Below are 17,781 nucleotides of genomic sequence, written 5' to 3'. Positions count from 1 at the left end.
TTATAGTGAAAAGTTACTAAATTAATCTTGTAGGGTACAAAATATCTTTTTACAACCCTTTTTCGATTGCTTATTCAGTTTAAATAGATAAAGTTTTTCAATAGCTTTTTTCATAAGGTATGCACTAAAACCGTTTAGATATAAACCAAAAACTTTTCCACATGCATATCGTCTTCCTAAAGCAATGAGTATCCCTCTTTGGCGTACCATGTGTTTTTTCAATTTTTGTTTGTATATAAGTCTTGTAATATTATTAGCAGCACATCTACCCATCTGTTCTGCAATATCAGCAGTAGGGGGTAAACGTTTTTTATTTTTATCATAAATTGTCGTACAGTCCCCGACAACAAAAACATCTTCATGATTAACACTTTGAAGATACTCATTGGTTTCTAAATAACCCTGTTGATTTTTCGATAACTCTAAGTTAAATACTAATCCGTTTGGCTCTATTCCCCCTGCAAAGATCATAAAATCCATCTCAAGCTCTTCTCCGTTACTAAGGGTTACCCTAGTTGGCGTTAAACTCTGAACTTTTGCATTTCTCTTAATTGTCACATCGAGCTTTTTTAGATGCTTTTCTGAATATTTCACAAGCTTATCATCCAAGTTCTTTAAAACAAACTCTGAAGAATTTACCAGTACAATATTGAGTTTTCTACATAAAAAATTATTGTTTTTATAAAACTCTTTTGCAAAAGATGCCATCTGTGCAGAGATCTCAACACCGCTTAACCCCCCACCTGCGATCACGATATTTAAAGGTTTACAGTATGTTCCTTCTTGATCGATCTTTTGAAAAAGACTCATCTCAAACTTTTGTTTAAAATACATAGCCCTATGAAGTGCCTTTACACCGTAGGCATACTCTCTTAAACCTTCAATATTTGAGAAAAACTTTGTTCTAGCACCTACTGCTATTATGAGATAGTCATAGGTTATTCTTTTTCGTTCAGAGATAACTTTTTTGTTTTTAAAGTCAACGCTCTTTATCTCTTCTTTTAAAAAAGTAACGTTGTGATCAAACCCTGTACAGTAAGTAAAAAGATCAACACTCACTTGGGCAAAATCGTGTTCGTTCGCTATCAGGTCATATACATCTGTCTGCATAAAGTGATACGCTTTTTTATCAATAAGTACAATCTCGTTGTTTTGATCTTTAGCGAGTTTTTTTAGTGCATTGAGTCCGGCATATCCACCGCCAATGATCACGATTTTATTTTTTTGATCTTTTTGCATAAAAAGATTATAGCATGTTAAAAGGAATTTATATAAGGAAAATTAATGTGTAGTAAAGGGGATGGCTAAGGGATAAACACCCTTAGCTCAAAAAGGCATTAAGCCATTTGTGCAGCTACTTCAGCTGCGAAGTCATCTTCAGCTTTCTCGATACCTTCACCCACTTCAAGACGGATAAAGTCAACGATCTCAGCAGTTCCGCCAAGAGCTTTAGCAGCAGCCTCAACAGCCTCTGCTACTGTTTTCTTATCGTCAAGTACGTAAGTTTGGTCAAGTAAAGCTTGCTCTTTATCTAAAGTAGTGTTGTCATCAACAAAACGAGCTAACGAACCAGGGATGATTTTGTCCCAGATTTTTTCAGGTTTCCCTTGAGCCGCAAGATCAGCTTTGATATCTTCTTCAGCTTTTTTCATGATCTCGTCAGTTAATTGAACCATAGATACGAATGATGGAACATTTTTAAGTGTTTTACCTAAACGTGCTAACTCTTCGTTCTCTTTTTTAATAGCTTCGATACGACCTTTAGTTTCAGACTCAACGAATTCAGTAGAGAAATCTTTGTAGCTTAAAACTTGTGGTTTCATAGCAGATGCGTGCATTGCAACTTGCTTAAGTACATCTTTCATACCTTCAGCAGTTTTTGCAGAGTCACATTTAGCTTTTACGATTACAGCGATTCTGTTGTTAGAGTGAACATAAGCATTCATTGCAACAGTATCATCTTCAGCTTCTAAACTACCGAAACGGCGAAGTTCAATTTTTTCACCGATTTTTGCAACGCTTTCAGTGAAGTAAGTACCGAATTCAGTACCCATTACACCTTCAACATCAGTTGGATTAGTGTTGAAAACTTCTTCAGTTGTTTTAAGAACTAAATCTTTGAAACCTTCATTTTGAGCAACGAAGTCAGTTTCAGAGTTAATTTCAACAACTGTAGCTTTAGAACAGTCATCAGCAATTTTAAGACCTACAAGACCTTCTGCTGCAACTCTATCAGCTTTCTTAGCAGCTTTAGCGATACCTCTTTCTTTTAAAAGCTCTTTTGCTTTTTCGATATCTCCGTCAGCTTCAACTAAAACTTTTTTACAATCCATCATTGGAGCGTCAGTTGCAGTTCTGAGCTCCTTAACCATTGCTGCTGTAATTGCTGCCATAATTATGCTTCCTCTGTAGTTTCTACTGCTGCTTCTTCAGTTGCAGCTTCTTCAGATGCTTCCTCGTTAGAGTTATCTGCACCACCTTCTGCTAAAGCTTTACCTTCGTTGATAGCTGCAGCCATCTCACGACAGAAAAGTTGAATAGAACGGATAGCATCATCATTACCTGGGATTGGGTAAGTGATAAGATCTGGATCACAGTTTGTATCTAGTGGAGCTACAACTGGAATACCAAGACGTCTTGCTTCTAAAACTGCAGTGTGCTCTTTAGCAGCATCGATAATGAAAAGCATATCTGGTAGTTTTTTCATATCACGAATACCACCGAAGTACATTTCAAGTTTATCTTTAGTTCTAGAAAGCATTAATGCTTCTTTTTTAGTTAAAAGATCAATTTGACCGTTTTCTTGCATCTCAGTAATTACGTCAAGTTTACGGATAGATTTTTGAATAGTTGGGAAGTTAGTAAGCATACCACCTAACCATCTGTTATCTACGTATGGCATACCACAAGAAAGAGCAGCTTCTCTTACAGAGTTACGAGCTTGTTTCTTTGTACCAACGAAAAGTACTGTTTTACCTTCTGCAGCAGCATCTAATACGATTTGGTAAGTGTTACGGAAGTAACGTAAAGTTTTTTGTAAATCTAGGATATAGATATTTTTACGAACACCGAAAATGAATTTTTTCATTTTTGGATTCCAACGACGAGTTTGGTGACCGAAGTGTACACCACATTCTAATAGGTCTTTCATAGTTACCATATAAGGTCCTTTAAAGGCTACATTTTTGAGCCAGAAATAATGTTAGTTAGCTTTGGAAAATGTCGAACGATGACTCTTATAATCTGAAGAGGTCGCACTAACTTTTTGACATTAGCCTGTTAATATTTTCTAGCCTTGCGGAAGAAAAATCGGCGAATTATACTGAAACTATGTTTAATTTAAGCTTTCTTTTACATAGGATTTAGATATTATATTTTTATCACATAGTTTAAAAAAAGATTTATATAGATTAATGTATAGTAACGGAATTAATGCAGAAAGTATTAATAAATGTAATACGAAAAGGGAAGAGATGAATAAGCCTTTATTATTATCATTGGTCGCTTCAGCTACGATACTAGGGAGTAATTTATCAGCTGACACAATGTACGATCGCTTCGAAGCAATGGAAGCTAAAATGCAAAAAATGCAAAAAGAGCTAGAAGAATTAAGAGCAAAAAAGTCTATATCAGTTACATCTAAAAAATCAGATGACGAAGACGAAAGTGAAGATGCTGACTCTGATGAAGAAACAGATAACGAAGAGGATTCTGACGAGGAAGAAGATTTTGATGTTATCGAAGCATTTGAAGAGCTAGATGAAAGCATTACAGAGATCAATAAAGCTACAAGTGGTAACCATTTAAAATTTGGTGTTGATTACAGATTTGCATTAGAAAATCTAGATTATGAAATGGCAAATGGAGATAAATATCAAAATGATGCTTTCATGACAAATAGATTCTGGTTAAATATGGACTGGGCAGCAACTCACCAAATCAGTTTTCATGGGCAACTAGCATATAATAAAGCATTTGGACACAGAAGTGGTTCAGGAGCTAATATGACTCCGTTTGAAACATTTGACTGGATTACGAATGAGAATGCTTATGATGATACTCTCCGTGTAAAAAATGCATACTTTCTATACAAAAACTCAACATTTGTTGGAACTGATATCCCATGGACATTTAGTATAGGTCGTCGTCCATCAACAAACGGACACCTTATTAACCTAAGAGATGATGATCATGCAGCATCGCCTCAAGGACATTCAATTAATGTTGAGTTTGATGGTTTAAGTTCTCTATTTAAGCTTGAAAACCTGACTGGAGTTAACGGTATGTATGTTAAGTTCTGTGCAGGTCGCGGCGGTACAAATGCAGCTCCAAAATTCTTTGCAATGGATATGAACACAAGTACTATTCAAACTTCAGTTCCATATGCAACGACTGAAGGTGATCTTGCAGATATTGATCTTGCTGGATTTATTTTTAGAGCTTACAGTGACGGTCAGTATACTTTAGATACTCAGCTTTATTATGCAAACAATTTAATCGGAGCCGATATAAACACTGCTACAAATCAATTTTACGGTATGGAAACTGTAGGGGGGATGTATAGTGCTACAGCAAGCTTTATGATTAACGGTATAGGAGATGGTATCAGTGACTTTTTAGATGAAACTACTTTCTTCGTAAGTGGTGCTATGAGTAAAACTGATCCAAAAGCAGATGCTAGAATGCTTTATTCGGAATGGACACTGGATGGACAACAAACAACTGCCGGAGAATCAAAAACAGGTTATTCATACTGGATCGGTACACAATTCCCTTCACTTATCACAGAAGATGGAAGATGGGGATTAGAATTTAACCATGGTACGAAATACTGGAGAAGTATTACTTATGCAGAAGATACAAATATAGGTTCAAAAATGGCTGCACGCGGTAATGCATATGAAGCTTATTTTACAGAATACCTTGTAGAAGATATTTTATCTATGCAGATCCGCTATACGTATATAGATTACGACTTTACAGGAAGTAATGGATTCTTTGGAGATTCAACTGGTGCAGCAATGAAAATTTCTGACATAGAAACAGCTGCGAATGCAGGAAATACGACTGCACAAGATATGCTCGGAAATATAGTTAAAAATGCGCAGGATATTCGTTTTTATCTAAGATATAAATTCTAATATTTAATTAGGTATTGTTCCACTTTTTCAAGTGGAACTACTTTTGGCTCTATTTTGAGCTTCCTATTCTGTAAAAACAGTCCATGCATCAAGCCAAATGAATTAGCCTTGCAACTCCGCAAGCTTCTCTTTTACAGCTTCAACATGACCTTTTACACGAACTTTTTCCCAAACAGCTTGAACTACACCTTGAGGATCGATAATAAGCGTTGAACGAACTATCCCCATATATTCACGACCGTAATTTTTCTTTAGTTGCCATACACCGTACTCTTGCATCATATCAGTTGATTCATCACTTAGTAGTGTAATGCTAAGGTTTTGTTTTTCTATAAAGTTACGATGTCTTTTTGTAGAGTCTGCACTCACACCTAAAATAATAGCATCCATATTACCAAATTCCGGCATAGCTTCCGTAAACTCACACGCTTCAGTCGTACAACCCGGAGTTGAATCCTTTGGATAAAAATAAAGAACTATCCATTTTCCTTTGAGATCACGTAAACAGATCTCCACATCATCTTGATTTGGTAAACAAAACTCCGGTGCAGCTGCGCCAACTTCTATCATTCATTTCTCCTTTAAAATTTTTATATAAATAGTGATATATACACCCAGATACCTGTCATAGATGTAAAGATAATACCTACAAAACTTTTAATCGCCATCAGTTTATGAGTTTTTGACATCTCTCCAGGTATAACATCTGCTTTAAACCATTTATTTGCTTTAATGATTGTAAGTGTCCAGTAAAAAAATGTAGCCACTGCAATTGCAATATGAAAAACTAATACAAAAAGTGCATAGGTATAATTTACTTCCGTATCAGATGCAAAAGTGGCGAACCCACCTCCTATACGTACACCGTATTCAAAATAAATCACAACGATAACAGAAACCACATAGATCAAGTTTTGTGCAAAAGCATGCATTTTATAATTACCTTTTTTTGCAAACATGATTCCACCAAAAATCAATAACGGTAAAACCGCTACTATTAATGTAACAACATCCATAAAAAGTGGTGCTCTAGTACCAAAAAAACCACTCGAAAACATATACTCCATTTTAAACCTTTTTTATTTTGATTTTATAATATATGAAAGCAAATATTATAACTAAAATAACTATAGAGAAAGTTATTTGTTTTAAATACTGATCTATCAACTCTTGATTTTCACCTATGAAGTACCCTAAAAATATCAGAACAAGTGACCATAGTCCAGCACCTAAAGCCGTATATATTGAAAACTTTACTATATCCATATGCGCTAAACCGGCAGGGATCGAGATAAGCTGACGAATACCGGGAATAAGTCTTCCGGTAAAAGTTGATATTGCTCCATGCTTTGTAAAGAAGCTGTCCATTTTAGCAAGTACCTCTTTAGAGATAAAAAAGTACTTTCCATATTTATTTAAAAACTTACGCCCTACAAAATATGCAAGATAGTAGTTAATAAACGCTCCAACCATAGAACCACCAACGGCACTCAAAGCTATTAAAACTATATTCATCTTCTCTTGAGATGCCAAATATCCTGCAGGGACAAGAACTATCTCACTAGGAAACGGGATAAAACTTGATTCAATAGCCATCAGTATAAATATTCCCGGATATCCAAACTCAAATATCTGATCAACTAAAAACTGTGCTAAATCCTTAAGCATTGAGCAGATCCCTCACCTCTGTGATCATTGTGGTCGCTACATTTTTTTGATTATATTCCAAAAGCTTTTCACTTTTAGTAGCGAGTGCACTCTCTTTGATTGCATGAAGCAGTTTTGATTGCAACTCTTCACCCTCTCGCTCACACCAGCCCAAATCATTATCTACAATAAACTTTGCATTATAGTACTGATGATCACCAGCTGCATATGGGTACGGGATGTAAAAAGCTGGACATCCATTTGTACTTAACTCCCAAAGTGTTGAAGCTCCCGCACGGCTTACCGCCATATCTGCCTTTTCGATTAATGTTGGGAGCTCTTTTGTAAAGCCATAGAGTTCAACATCGTCAATGCCTAGTTTTTTATACTCTTCCTCCACCCTTTGCAAGTCACTCTCCCCTGCTTGATGAATAATTTTAATCCCTTGTTTTTTTAATTTCCAGGCTACACTGAGTGCTAGATCGTTAATAGCGCGTGCCCCGTGACTGCCGCCTAAAAATATGATCGTATTTAACTCCGTTCTCACTCGTGCAGTTTTTACAAAAACCTCTTTAACCGGATACCCCTGAATCTTGGAATCTTTCTCATATCCAGAGATAAAACGTTTGGCAAATGGTTTTAAAAGCCCATTGAGTCGTCCTGTTTTTGCATTTTGTTCATGAATGAAAAGGGGTTTAAATAAAGAGAGTGTCGCAAAAGATGCCGCTGCTGCAGAAAAACCGCCGACACTGTAAGTCGCTTCTATTTTGTGTTCTTTTAAAATCTTTCTTGCCTCTAAAAAAGCTTTGAACACTTTATAGAGTGCTTTTATTTTTCCCAAACCTCTTTGGTTGACAACACCCGTAGTTTCCAAAAAGTAGACATGTGAAAACTCACTATGCTCACCGAAATACTTTTGGTCCTGACCTTTGTTTGAACCGATAAATATCGCTTCATCTCCATCATTTACAACAGCTTCAACCAAAGCCTCGGCTACCATTAAGTGACCGCCTGTTCCACCACCTGTTATACAAATTTTCATATAGACCTCTATCACAACCTCTGAATTTTCTTCAGTAAATTATACAAGTTTATAATCAAGGCAGATGTTCTTTAGCATAGTGAGCTATGCTGAAGGTTATCTAACACAGAGTATACGCTTGTATAACTTACCCGAAGGGAGGGTTAAAAAAAATCAACCTTGCACAAAAATTTCCATCACCGTAGCTACAGCTACGCTTCAAAAATATTTTACACAATTTTAACTTTTTTTAGCCCTCTGAAGTTTATTCAGAGGTTGAGATAGAGGTCTTTCCATTCATATTTGCTTTTTTAGATGCCATAAGTACCATTCCTACAGATAAACAAGCACCGAGCATCGCCGAACCACCGTAAGATAAAAACGGTACCGAGATCCCTTTAATAGGGGTAATTCCACTAATACCGTAGGCATTTACCAAGAACTCAAACGACAATACTAGACCTATTCCGATACTAAAAAGATAGATACTTGTATCTTTGGTACGGTTGGCAATTTTAAATATTCTTTGCAGCATCCACATAAAAATAAACACAACAAAAAGTATCCCTATAAATCCAAACTCTTCGGCAATTCCGGCTAAAACAAAGTCGGTATGTACTTCAGATAAAAATCCAAGTTTAAATGTACCGTTACCAAGCCCAACACCAAAGAGTCCACCGTTGTGAATAGCATTGAGTGAGTGACCTATCTGATATGGTTCTACCTCAACAGGTACACGCAACTTCTCGGCAACAAACTCAGGCATGATCTCTAATACAGAATTTTGTGCCAATGCCCACCAAGATTTAATACGGGCAATACGGTGTTCAGCTGTCAGAATAAACAGTACCACCGCTCCGAAGATTCCACCTAAAATACTCAGGAAAAATTTAAAACTGCTTCCTGCAAAGATAAGCATAAACAGAAGCGTCCCGCCAAGAACTACAACCTGTCCTAAATCTTTTTGCAAAAAGGCGATAATAAACATTGCAGCAACAAACACTACTGCATAAGGGAGGAAACGGCGGAATTCACTTCTTATCCCCATGCCGTTATGATGTCCAAGTTTACGAGAGAAACTCCATGCTAAAAAGTATACAAATCCAACTTTAAAAAACTCAACAGGAGCTAAAGAGAATCCCGCTACTTTGATCCAGCGTTTTGCACCACCAACTTCTGAAACCACACTCTCCGGTAAAAAAGGCATAGCTATCATAAGTATTAATGAACCGAAAAAGAGTGTAAATCCAAGCGGTTTAAGATGTTTATCCGGATCACCCAGTGAAAGGACATAAATAAGTACAATCCCAACCAAACCAAAAACAGTTTGACGGATCGCAAAATGGAACTGGTTTGTATCGAAAAGTAAAACCGTATACTCTGTGAGTGAATAGGAGATAATAATACTTAGTCCTACTAAAATAGATACTAAAGTAAAAAGTTTTCTATCCGCCATTAATACTACTTGATTTTATTGATTTTAAGAACAAACTCTACTTCAGGTTTTGAAAGATGGAGTTCTTTTGCTATTGTTTCGATCGATACACCCTGCTTAAAAAGTGAAATAATTTTTTCATCATCATTTGCATGGATAGATGTCGGAATAGAAAATTGTTTTACACCGCTTTCAAGCTGTGCTATTCTATGTTCGATCTGCCCCTCAATCACTTCAATATTTGATTGTAATTGTTTCATGGCTATAGAGAGTGGTTGCACCATATCGTACACACTTCTCTCGATCTCCTGATAGATCTCATCATCATTCATTCTTTGTGAGTTTGACTGAAACTTTGTCTCAGCTTCTGATAATTGTTTTTTGAGATAATAAAGCTCACGATTCAAATCTTCCACAACAGAAGCTACAGAGCGGATATTTTTAGAGTAGGTCGTATCTTTTGTATAAACATAATATAAAAGATATAAAATGATGAGCGCCATAATGACGACAACATACTCCAGCTGAAAATTTATCTGCTCTAAATTCAATTTTTCTTCTCTCTTAACTCTCTGATAAGTACACGTTCACGAGCAGTCATATATGATGCCCACTCTTTTTCGTCTCTCTCATGAATACGGGTAAATTTTGCCAATGTAGGGCTCTGGGCTTTAAAAAACACACCTACATCTCTCTTTGGGTGTACCGGCATCTCAATACGACCATAGTAAGTTTTGCCAACCTCTAAAGCTGGCTGTTTTAATTTGAAGTGCTCAAATCCGATCCCTTCAATATCTTCTTCAGTTGTCAACGAAACTCTTTTAGGAGTTTCATTTTTCAAAAATGCTTCAAGGGCATCTACTTTTCTATGAAGTTCTACAAGTAGATTTAAAAGTACCGGATCACTCTCCGATGCTTCCCCTCTTGCTTTTGCAAGTTTGAGCCATTGTGCGATCGGGTCATCATCACTCTCACTTAAACTCTGAAACTCTCTTTCGTAATTTTCAAGGTCTAAATCTGCTTCACTAAAAGAGATACTTATCGGTGCCGGTACTAAACGTGGTTCACTCATGCTAATATCCTATCGAGTACTATTAAGATAAAAAATACAATACCTAGATAACCGTTAACTGTAAAAAATGCTCTGTCTATCTGTGTAAAATCACGACGTACCAGCTTTTGCTCATACGCAAGAACCAGCCCGCTGCCCGCAGCTGCTAAAAGTGCGAAAAAGCCAAGATCTGCAGCCCATACAAAAAGGAGCCAAAAAAGCACTGCAAGTCCATGGAAAAGTGCTGAGATAAAAAGTGTTGATTCTGCACCGTATTTTGACGGGATTGAGTGCAGCCCTTTTTCTACATCATATTCCATATCTTGGAGTGAATAAAGCAGATCAAAACCAGCTACCCAGAAAATAACACCAAGAGCAAGAAGTACTGACCAGATAGGGATTGCTGCACTTACTGCTATAACTCCCGCAATTGGTGCAAGCCCAAGAGAAATTCCTAAAATTATATGAGCCATTGAAGAGAAACGCTTAAAATATGAGTATGAGCCAAGTACCAACAAGATCGGTATAGAGAGTTTAAATGCCAAAGGGTTAATCAAGTATGCTATTACGATAAAAGCAAGAGCATTCACTCCGATAAAAATAAGTATAGAAGTTGCATCAAGTCTTCCGTCAACATTTGGACGGTTTGCCGTACGAGGGTTATGTGCATCGATATCACGATCTGCATAACGGTTCACACCCATTGCAAAATTTCTTGCAGTTACAGCAGCTAATGCTCCTAAAAACAGAAGTCCAAAACCAAACCATCCATCAGCCGCTACTACCATCGCTATAAAGATAAACGGCAGTGAAAATATAGAGTGTTCAAACATTACAAGTTCATTAAAATCTTTTAGTTTTTGTTTTAAATCTTGCAAACCCTCACCCTTTTTGTATAATTTAAGCTATTTTATCCAAACTTGCTTTAAAATGATATAACTCAATGGTATAATTCTAAAATGAAACAACTCGCAATCATAGGTCCGACCGCATCAGGAAAAAGTGATCTCGCAATCAAAATAGCACAAAAAATAGATGCTTATATACTCTCAATCGATTCACTTAGTATCTATAAAGAGATCGATATCGTATCGGCTAAACCATCAAAAGAGGAACTCTCGTTAATCAAACACTTTGGAATAGATGAGCTCTATCCAAATGAGTACTTTAGTGTTGAGATACTTATCCAGATCTATCAAGATGTTGTAAAAAGATGTCAACAAAATGATAAAAACCTTGTAATTGTAGGGGGTACCTCTTTTTATCTAAAATCTTTGCTTGACGGGTTATCACAATTGCCGGAAATCTCTAAGGAGATAAAAAACAGTGTAGAGCAAAAACTCAAAAACCTTCAAGAGTGTTACGATTTGCTCAATCATATAGACCCCGAGTATATGAAAAACATTGCTCAAACCGACCGCTATCGCATTGAAAAAGCACTTTTGATTTATGAAGCTTCAAAGCTCTCACCAAGTGAGTGGTTTAGACAAAACCCTCCAAAACCTATCATAGAAAATCTGGAGATTTTCAACATCGATGTTGATAGAGAAGTACTTCGCGAGAGAATCAATAAACGAACATCTAAAATGGCCGAGATGGGTCTTATTGATGAAGTAGCCTACTTGGAGCAAAAATATACACGAGAGCCAAATGCAATGTCGGCGATTGGGATTGTTGAAGTGCTTGATTATTTAGATGGGAAAGTGACAAAAGAGGAGATGATACAACTCATTACCATCCATACTGCACAACTTGCAAAAAGACAGCAAACATTTAATCGCACTCAGTTTGAAAATATCACGAGTGCGAAACTTGAAGATTTAGAGGATATTATTCTTCACAAAGTTTTGAGTAAGCAGCGGGACGACGATCGCGGATAAGCCCCCAGTACTCTCTTTGCTTTGCATTCTCTGCAAAGTCAAATTCACCGTAGATGATCTCCTCTTTATCACGGCTCGCTTCAGCTATCTTCTCACCCGTATAGTCAGTGATAAATGAAGAACCGTAAAAAGTAAGCTCGCAACTCTCACCTATTTCTTTTCCAATTCTATTTGCAGCAACTACAGGGATAGTATTTGTTGCAGCATGACCCATTTGCACACGTTGCCAGTGCTCTTTAGAATCTAAATGGATCTCAGGCTCGCTTCCGATCGCAGTCGGATAGAAAATAATGTCGGCACCCATAAGTGTAAGCGCGCGTGCAGTTTCACAAAACCACTGATCCCAGCAGATCCCAACCCCTACATTTCCAAACTCTGTCTTATACACTTTAAAGCCTGTATCCCCTGGAGTAAAGTAGAACTTCTCTTCATATCCTGGACCATCTGGGATATGTGTTTTACGATAGTTATCCATCACTGTTCCGTCAGTGTCAATTGCAACTAAAGAGTTAAAATATTTATCTTCTGTTTTTTCAAAGTAACTCACCAAGATCACAACATGATGCTCTTTTGCCAATGGGATAAACTCTGCAATTACAGGATTATTTTCTAGTGGCTGTGCCCAAGAAAAATATTTTTGATCCATATCTTTACAAAAATAGTATCCTTCAAACAACTCCGGTAAGAGGATAATATTTGCACCATTGTTTGCCGCTTCTTTAACAAAGTCCTTTGCCTTTGCAACATTTTGACTTTTATCTTCACCCATTTGCATCTGAATCGCTGCAACTTTTACCATGGTACTCCCCCACTTCAAATAATTGAATGAATTTTACTACATTTTATCTAAATAAATCCTCTGTATTTATCTGTTTATTTTTCGTACATTTTGCTCTAAGTGCATCTATTTTCTCTTTACGTACTTCAATCTCTCGATATATTTTATCGCTCATTTGTACTTGCGGTACAGCCAAGATAGCAGTTCTATATTTTCCGCTAAACCCTCTGATCTTTTTCCCAAACATTTTTGGAATAGTATCGGCATCAAAACCACTTGAACTGCCACATGTTAAGATACCGTTAGCTATACACTTGCATTTTTGATTTCTTTTCTCTTCAAGTCCACTTTTATAACCCCGTCCAACAGGGTAATCAGTAAAAAATATTTTGCTATTTTTCACATCACCGCTGATCGAAGAGACCATCGAAGTTGAATTTGCCACTATCGCTTTAATTTCTACATTGTAATCATTGACAATGTTCCACGTTACCATTCTATGGGACTGTAACATCAACACAACAGGTTTATCAGACTTTTGAATACGAAGTGTAATATCGTTCCCTTTACGTTCACTCTCATAAACACCTACGTACCAAAACTGAGTTTGCTGTTCTACTAACGGTTTTAGTACCGCCTGTAACTCATTTCGGCTATACTTTTTTACCATCGGAAGTATTTTTACAAGTAAATTTGTAGTGTGCCACCTGTTGAGATGTTCCACCTCTATGGTATGCACCCCTTTTTTAAACTCATACGGAATCTCTGCTGAATTTGTTCCGTCATAAATAATATATCCGTCAACTATTATTCTCGTTGTCGCTTGACTCTGATAAATGACAATATTCTCTTTTGTATCTTTGTCATACTTTACTTTTCCAACCCAGTATCCGCCAAAATTTGCCGAGTTTATATTGTGAAACTGATCGTATGGATAGTTTATACTTACCGTATCAACACCTTCTGAATAGATAACTTTTTTCGGCTCACGTGTGTCAATATAATAAGCTTGAAATGATCCAAGAGGGATCTTGTTTTGAGGATTAAGATATTTTCCCCAAGTTTTTTCCGCTTTTTTCAGTCCACCGCTTTTAACAAATTCTAAAGCATGTTTATCGACTCTTTGTTTCTGTTTCTTTGCAAGCTCTATATATTTTTTATAGGTATCGATCGCCTGTGTACGCATCTTCCCTTTATTTCTATAATAGTTTTGAGAGAAGTAATTGTTTTCATAAGCATTTGCAAGGTAAAGCAGGAAGTTTGGACGGTTAGGATATTTTTTTACAAACTCTTCCAATGTCCTTGTATTTCTAGAGTTTTTAGTACTTTTAGCACTATAAAAAGCATATTTTTCTAAATAAGAAAGATACTGCTTCTCAGTCATACAATCAGGTTTTCGATAAGTTATACTTCTGAAATCGGTTCCATTAAGAAGAACAAGTGCATTTGTAGGATCATCAAACTTTTTATAGATAAAATTTGCCTCTTTCACTGCTTTATCAACATTTACGCAAATTTCTTGAGGATTATAGCCTCTGGCCAGAAGAGATGTAGATAGTAGTAATAGTGAAAAAATCAAAGTTTTCATAAGATACCTTTTCATATTTTTTCACTATTGTACACTATTTTAAATTATTGCACTAATGGAATACCTTTTTCCGTATACCAGTTAAGTATATATTCCCATGCTTCATTGGCATTGTCTACAAATTTAAATATTTCCAAATCTTCAGCTGCAATTACACCCTCTTCCTGTAAAAAAGCAAAGTTCAGGGCTCTCTCCCAAAAACTTTTACCGACAAGTACTATAGGGATAGGAGTTGTTTTTTCTGTTTGTATAAGTGTGAGTGTTTCAAAAAGCTCATCAAACGTTCCAAAACCACCTGGATATACAACAAGTGCTTTGGCACGATTTAAAAAGTGCATCTTTCTTACAGCAAAGTAGTGAAACTGAAAACAGAGTTCCGGCGTTATATAAGGATTTGGAAACTGTTCATGTGGTAACAAAATATTAAGTCCGATCGTCTTTGCACCAACATCGTAAGAACCACGATTTGCAGCTTCCATGATTCCCGGACCGCCACCAGTCATAATCGTAATACGACAATCATCGGGATTTTTTCCACTCTCGCCAACTAATCGACCAAATCTGCGTGCATCTTCATAGTAGATACTCTTTCCGATCATACGCTCGGCAACATACAATTCACGCAATAACACTCTATCGTCAGGTGCTTTTTCAAGCTTCTCTTCCACTTCGTTAAATCGTGCTATGGCAGTTTTAGGTTCTACTATTCTTGCACTTCCAAAAACAACTATCGTATGTTCAATACCAAGTTTTCTAATCTGTAGTTCTGCTTTTAAATAATCTAGTTCTAAACGTACACCGCGTGCTTCACTCGATTCTAAAAAATCGCTGTCTTGAAAAGCCAGTTTATATGTAGGACTCTTTACCAGTCTATCGATTAATTCTGATGCTTTTGGGTCCTCTTTTGATGACTTAGGATCCTCCCAAGGAAATCTTACTCTTTTTTCATTCTGCATATCTGACCACCTTTGCATAATTATACTACTTTCTTTCTTTGTCAATTTAACTCCAGTAAAACGGTATCTCTTTTTGTAGTTTCAACTCTTCTACATGCATTCTCAAAAGCGCCACTTTCACCGATAATTATACATCTGTGTTTTGCTCTTGTGATCGCAGTATAGATGAGTTTTGTGTTGTGCATAATATAGTGAGAAAAACTCATAGGAATAACAACTATGTCATACTCCATCCCCTGCACTTTATGGATAGTAAGGGCATACGAGAGCATCAAATAGTTTTTTGCTTCATCAAACTCATACTGCACCACAATATCCTCATTCGGATAATATACGAACAGTTGTTCATCTTCATCTTCTATCTTAAATAAAAGCCCGCTCATTCCGTTAAATACGCGTCTTTGAGCTGAATCTTCCCCCATCTTAAATCCATCGGAACTCCAAGAGGTCATGTTCTCATTTTTTGTATGAACTACCTTATCCATCAAACGAAACTCTACACCTCCCTTTTTAAAACATTTTTTCGGATTTGGGTTAAAGTACTCCTGCAAAATTTTATTGAGATTTGTCGTACCGAGTGTCCCACCCTTCATAGGAGTAATCACTTGAAAATAGTTCAGATACTCTTTGATCTGTTTATTGTTAAGTCTGTAACGCGCTTTTTCGATCGACTCAACCACTTTATGCAACATCTCAGCAATGATATCTTGAGAATTTTTCTCACGCAGATCTTTTAACTCATCTTGTGAAAGCTGATTTTTCAAAGCGTAATAGTTTGCAATACTTACATCAATAAACTCAAAATCCTCATACTTTGCACGATACTGCGGCACTTGTGCCTGACGAATATCATTAGCGATAAGTGTGATTGCCTGATCTTCACTTTGACGGTAGATCTGTGTAAGTTTTACAATCGGGGCAAACTGCAATTCAAGCATATCACTTAGAACATTTCCCGCTCCGATAGGTGGAAGCTGAGCATCATCCCCAACTACGATCACGATTGCACCGTTGGAAACTTTCCCCATCAGTCTGGCAAAGAGCGAGGAGTTTATCATACTCGCCTCATCAATAAGCACCACCGAGTATGGAAACTTATCCGATTCTTCGTGTTTTACCAAGAGCGATTGAATAGTCGCACTCTCATACCCCGTCGTATCGCTGATACGCTGCGATGCAATACCGCTGAGTGCACAGGTGATGATCTCTTTTTTATCGTAACGCGTGTTTAAAAGATTGAGAATAGTTTTTGAAGTGGTTGATTTACCGGTACCTGCATATCCCACTAAAAAGAGCAGACTTGCACCTTGGTTGATTGACTCTACCGCTTTTCTCTGCTGCTCTCCAAGTTTTAACTCCTGATCCGCTAAAAAACTGTCAAGATCTTTTACAAAACCGCCGTTATCAAGTTTTGCTCTTTTAGAGAATGTATCGTATAAAAACTTCTCAGCATCATACAGTCTTGCAGGAGAGACACGATCGTGCTTCATTAGCACAATGCTTTGCTCTGCAACACGTTCAACTAAAATAGCCTCATAAAGGTTCTCTTTGTTAAAAAATCCAAGTAGTTCATCAAGGGCAGTAAAAAGGATCTGTTTTGAAATACAGCTATTTCCGTTAGCTTCGCAGTACTCTAAAAGTACATAATCCATTGCCGAACTAAGCCTGTTTTCATCCTCAGCTGCTACACCCATTTTAAGGGCTAATTCATCGGCACGTTTAAAACCAATGCCAGAGATATTTGTAAGTACGTAAGGGTTCTCTTTGATCTTTGTACAAGGTTCTTGTACATCTTTCATCGCATTTGCAATTGTAGTAAGTAATGCTGGGGAAACATCAAAAGGGCTTAAAAACTCTCCCAAATTTCTCATAGAGCGAAACTGTTTCCAAGAGGATTGGATCTTTTTAAGACGTTTTTCCTTTATCCCTTTAAACTCTAAAAGTCTCTCTATATCATTATCTAAGATATTTACCAACTCTTTAGAACCAAAATGTTCTATCAGATCGGCTGCAAGTTTTTTCGTAAAACCTTTTATTATTTTGTTTAAAAAGAAAAAGAGTTCATTTTGATTTACTTTAAGAGATTCAAACTTAAAAGTACGTCCGTACTTTTTATGCTCCTCCCATACCCCTTTTAGAGTAACAGCGGAGCCTTTAATACTTTCAATACTACTCTCATAGTATGTACCGCTGACTTTCTCTCCACTTTTAAGTACAGCAATAACAAATCCGTCATCTTCGAAAAGGATTCTGTCGATCTGCCCAATAAGTGTCTGTGTCATAT

17 protein-coding genes are annotated in these 17,781 nt (G+C 36.8%); 2 read left to right on the top strand and 15 right to left on the bottom strand.

Annotated features, from left to right (window positions below; genetic code table 11):
- Positions 1–21: 21 nt before the first annotated feature.
- From FJR03_RS01795 to rpsB, 3 genes are all read right to left on the bottom strand, one after another.
- Positions 22–1,239 carry an NAD(P)/FAD-dependent oxidoreductase gene (locus tag FJR03_RS01795; RefSeq protein ID WP_193113961.1) on the bottom strand — a complete coding sequence of 406 codons (1,218 nt, stop codon included), beginning with the start codon at positions 1,237–1,239 and terminating at the stop codon, positions 22–24.
- Positions 1,240–1,337: 98 nt separating this feature from the next.
- Positions 1,338–2,393 (bottom strand): translation elongation factor Ts, encoded by a 1,056-nt coding sequence (tsf, locus tag FJR03_RS01790; protein ID WP_193113960.1) that lies wholly within the window; start codon positions 2,391–2,393, stop codon positions 1,338–1,340.
- Positions 2,394–2,395: 2 nt separating this feature from the next.
- Complete coding sequence (gene rpsB, locus FJR03_RS01785) at positions 2,396–3,160, bottom strand: 30S ribosomal protein S2 (RefSeq protein WP_193113959.1); 765 nt, start codon at positions 3,158–3,160, stop codon at positions 2,396–2,398.
- Positions 3,161–3,473: 313 nt separating this feature from the next.
- Here rpsB and FJR03_RS01780 point away from each other — a divergent pair, with 313 nt between their 5' ends.
- Positions 3,474–5,141 carry a DUF3373 family protein gene (locus tag FJR03_RS01780; protein ID WP_193113958.1) on the top strand — a complete coding sequence of 556 codons (1,668 nt, stop codon included), beginning with the start codon at positions 3,474–3,476 and terminating at the stop codon, positions 5,139–5,141.
- A gap of 102 nt (positions 5,142–5,243) precedes the next feature.
- On the opposite strand, the gene bcp is transcribed toward FJR03_RS01780, so the two are convergent.
- The 8 genes from bcp to mqnP form a co-directional block, all read right to left on the bottom strand.
- Positions 5,244–5,711, bottom strand: a complete 468-nt coding sequence (bcp, locus tag FJR03_RS01775) for a thioredoxin-dependent thiol peroxidase (protein WP_193113957.1) — start codon at positions 5,709–5,711, stop codon at positions 5,244–5,246.
- Positions 5,712–5,731: 20 nt separating this feature from the next.
- Entirely contained in the window at positions 5,732–6,208 is a 477-nt protein-coding gene (locus tag FJR03_RS01770) for a DUF420 domain-containing protein (protein ID WP_193113956.1), read from the bottom strand.
- Between the two features lies 1 nt (position 6,209).
- The gene (locus FJR03_RS01765) at positions 6,210–6,809 is read right to left on the bottom strand and encodes a DedA family protein (protein WP_193113955.1); all 600 of its coding nucleotides are present in this window, start codon (positions 6,807–6,809) and stop codon (positions 6,210–6,212) included.
- A complete protein-coding gene (gene murG / locus FJR03_RS01760) occupies positions 6,802–7,830 on the bottom strand; it encodes an undecaprenyldiphospho-muramoylpentapeptide beta-N-acetylglucosaminyltransferase (protein ID WP_193113954.1) in 1,029 nt (342 codons plus the stop codon). Before murG ends, FJR03_RS01765 begins: the two co-directional genes overlap by 8 nt.
- 244 nt (positions 7,831–8,074) lie before the next feature.
- A complete protein-coding gene (locus tag FJR03_RS01755) occupies positions 8,075–9,265 on the bottom strand; it encodes an FtsW/RodA/SpoVE family cell cycle protein (RefSeq protein WP_193113953.1) in 1,191 nt (396 codons plus the stop codon).
- A 5-nt stretch (positions 9,266–9,270) separates the two neighbouring features.
- The gene (locus FJR03_RS01750) at positions 9,271–9,795 is read right to left on the bottom strand and encodes a DUF6115 domain-containing protein (protein ID WP_193113952.1); all 525 of its coding nucleotides are present in this window, start codon (positions 9,793–9,795) and stop codon (positions 9,271–9,273) included.
- Entirely contained in the window at positions 9,792–10,316 is a 525-nt protein-coding gene (locus FJR03_RS01745) for a hypothetical protein (protein ID WP_193113951.1), read from the bottom strand. Before FJR03_RS01745 ends, FJR03_RS01750 begins: the two co-directional genes overlap by 4 nt.
- Positions 10,313–11,173: a menaquinone biosynthesis prenyltransferase MqnP gene (mqnP, locus tag FJR03_RS01740; RefSeq protein ID WP_193113950.1), complete on the bottom strand. Its 861-nt coding sequence runs from the start codon at positions 11,171–11,173 to the stop codon at positions 10,313–10,315. The genes FJR03_RS01745 and mqnP overlap by 4 nt, the downstream gene beginning before the upstream one ends.
- An 81-nt stretch (positions 11,174–11,254) precedes the next feature.
- On the opposite strand from mqnP, the gene miaA reads away from it, so the two are divergent.
- Entirely contained in the window at positions 11,255–12,175 is a 921-nt protein-coding gene (gene miaA / locus FJR03_RS01735; protein ID WP_193113949.1) for a tRNA (adenosine(37)-N6)-dimethylallyltransferase MiaA, read from the top strand.
- Here miaA and aguB read toward each other — a convergent pair.
- Genes aguB through FJR03_RS01715 form a run of 4 tightly spaced genes read right to left on the bottom strand, consistent with a single transcriptional unit; the run spans position 12,126 to position 17,779 of the window.
- Positions 12,126–12,974: an N-carbamoylputrescine amidase gene (gene aguB, locus FJR03_RS01730; RefSeq protein ID WP_193113948.1), complete on the bottom strand. Its 849-nt coding sequence runs from the start codon at positions 12,972–12,974 to the stop codon at positions 12,126–12,128. The two genes, miaA and aguB, sit on opposite strands and share 50 nt — an antisense overlap.
- 43 nt (positions 12,975–13,017) lie before the next feature.
- Positions 13,018–14,541 (bottom strand): tetratricopeptide repeat protein, encoded by a 1,524-nt coding sequence (locus FJR03_RS01725; protein ID WP_193113947.1) that lies wholly within the window; start codon positions 14,539–14,541, stop codon positions 13,018–13,020.
- 44 nt (positions 14,542–14,585) lie between these two features.
- On the bottom strand, positions 14,586–15,497 hold the full coding sequence (locus FJR03_RS01720; protein WP_193113946.1) for an LOG family protein: 912 nt from the start codon (positions 15,495–15,497) through the stop codon (positions 14,586–14,588).
- Between the two features lie 41 nt (positions 15,498–15,538).
- Positions 15,539–17,779 carry an AAA family ATPase gene (locus tag FJR03_RS01715; RefSeq protein ID WP_193113945.1) on the bottom strand — a complete coding sequence of 747 codons (2,241 nt, stop codon included), beginning with the start codon at positions 17,777–17,779 and terminating at the stop codon, positions 15,539–15,541.
- Positions 17,780–17,781: the final 2 nt, after the last annotated feature.

Source organism: Sulfurimonas marina (genome assembly GCF_014905095.1).
GTDB lineage: Bacteria > Campylobacterota > Campylobacteria > Campylobacterales > Sulfurimonadaceae > Sulfurimonas > Sulfurimonas marina.
Note: the sequence above shows the minus strand (reverse complement) of the source record. Positions and strands in the feature narration are given on the sequence as shown.

Excerpts from the sequence above, each read along its gene's own strand:
- FJR03_RS01755 (WP_193113953.1), bottom strand. The coding sequence starts at position 9,265 with ATGGCGGATAGAAAACTTTTTACTTTAGTATCTATTTTAGTAGGACTA.
- aguB (WP_193113948.1), bottom strand. The coding sequence starts at position 12,974 with ATGGTAAAAGTTGCAGCGATTCAGATGCAAATGGGTGAAGATAAAAGT.
- murG (WP_193113954.1), bottom strand. The coding sequence starts at position 7,830 with ATGAAAATTTGTATAACAGGTGGTGGAACAGGCGGTCACTTAATGGTA.
- FJR03_RS01725 (WP_193113947.1), bottom strand. The coding sequence starts at position 14,541 with ATGAAAACTTTGATTTTTTCACTATTACTACTATCTACATCTCTTCTG.
- rpsB (WP_193113959.1), bottom strand. The coding sequence starts at position 3,160 with ATGGTAACTATGAAAGACCTATTAGAATGTGGTGTACACTTCGGTCAC.
- FJR03_RS01795 (WP_193113961.1), bottom strand. The coding sequence starts at position 1,239 with ATGCAAAAAGATCAAAAAAATAAAATCGTGATCATTGGCGGTGGATAT.
- FJR03_RS01780 (WP_193113958.1), top strand. The coding sequence starts at position 3,474 with ATGAATAAGCCTTTATTATTATCATTGGTCGCTTCAGCTACGATACTA.
- miaA (WP_193113949.1), top strand. The coding sequence starts at position 11,255 with ATGAAACAACTCGCAATCATAGGTCCGACCGCATCAGGAAAAAGTGAT.
- FJR03_RS01720 (WP_193113946.1), bottom strand. The coding sequence starts at position 15,497 with ATGCAGAATGAAAAAAGAGTAAGATTTCCTTGGGAGGATCCTAAGTCA.
- FJR03_RS01715 (WP_193113945.1), bottom strand. The coding sequence starts at position 17,779 with ATGACACAGACACTTATTGGGCAGATCGACAGAATCCTTTTCGAAGAT.
- FJR03_RS01765 (WP_193113955.1), bottom strand. The coding sequence starts at position 6,809 with ATGCTTAAGGATTTAGCACAGTTTTTAGTTGATCAGATATTTGAGTTT.
- FJR03_RS01745 (WP_193113951.1), bottom strand. The coding sequence starts at position 10,316 with ATGAGTGAACCACGTTTAGTACCGGCACCGATAAGTATCTCTTTTAGT.
- tsf (WP_193113960.1), bottom strand. The coding sequence starts at position 2,393 with ATGGCAGCAATTACAGCAGCAATGGTTAAGGAGCTCAGAACTGCAACT.
- FJR03_RS01770 (WP_193113956.1), bottom strand. The coding sequence starts at position 6,208 with ATGGAGTATATGTTTTCGAGTGGTTTTTTTGGTACTAGAGCACCACTT.
- bcp (WP_193113957.1), bottom strand. The coding sequence starts at position 5,711 with ATGATAGAAGTTGGCGCAGCTGCACCGGAGTTTTGTTTACCAAATCAA.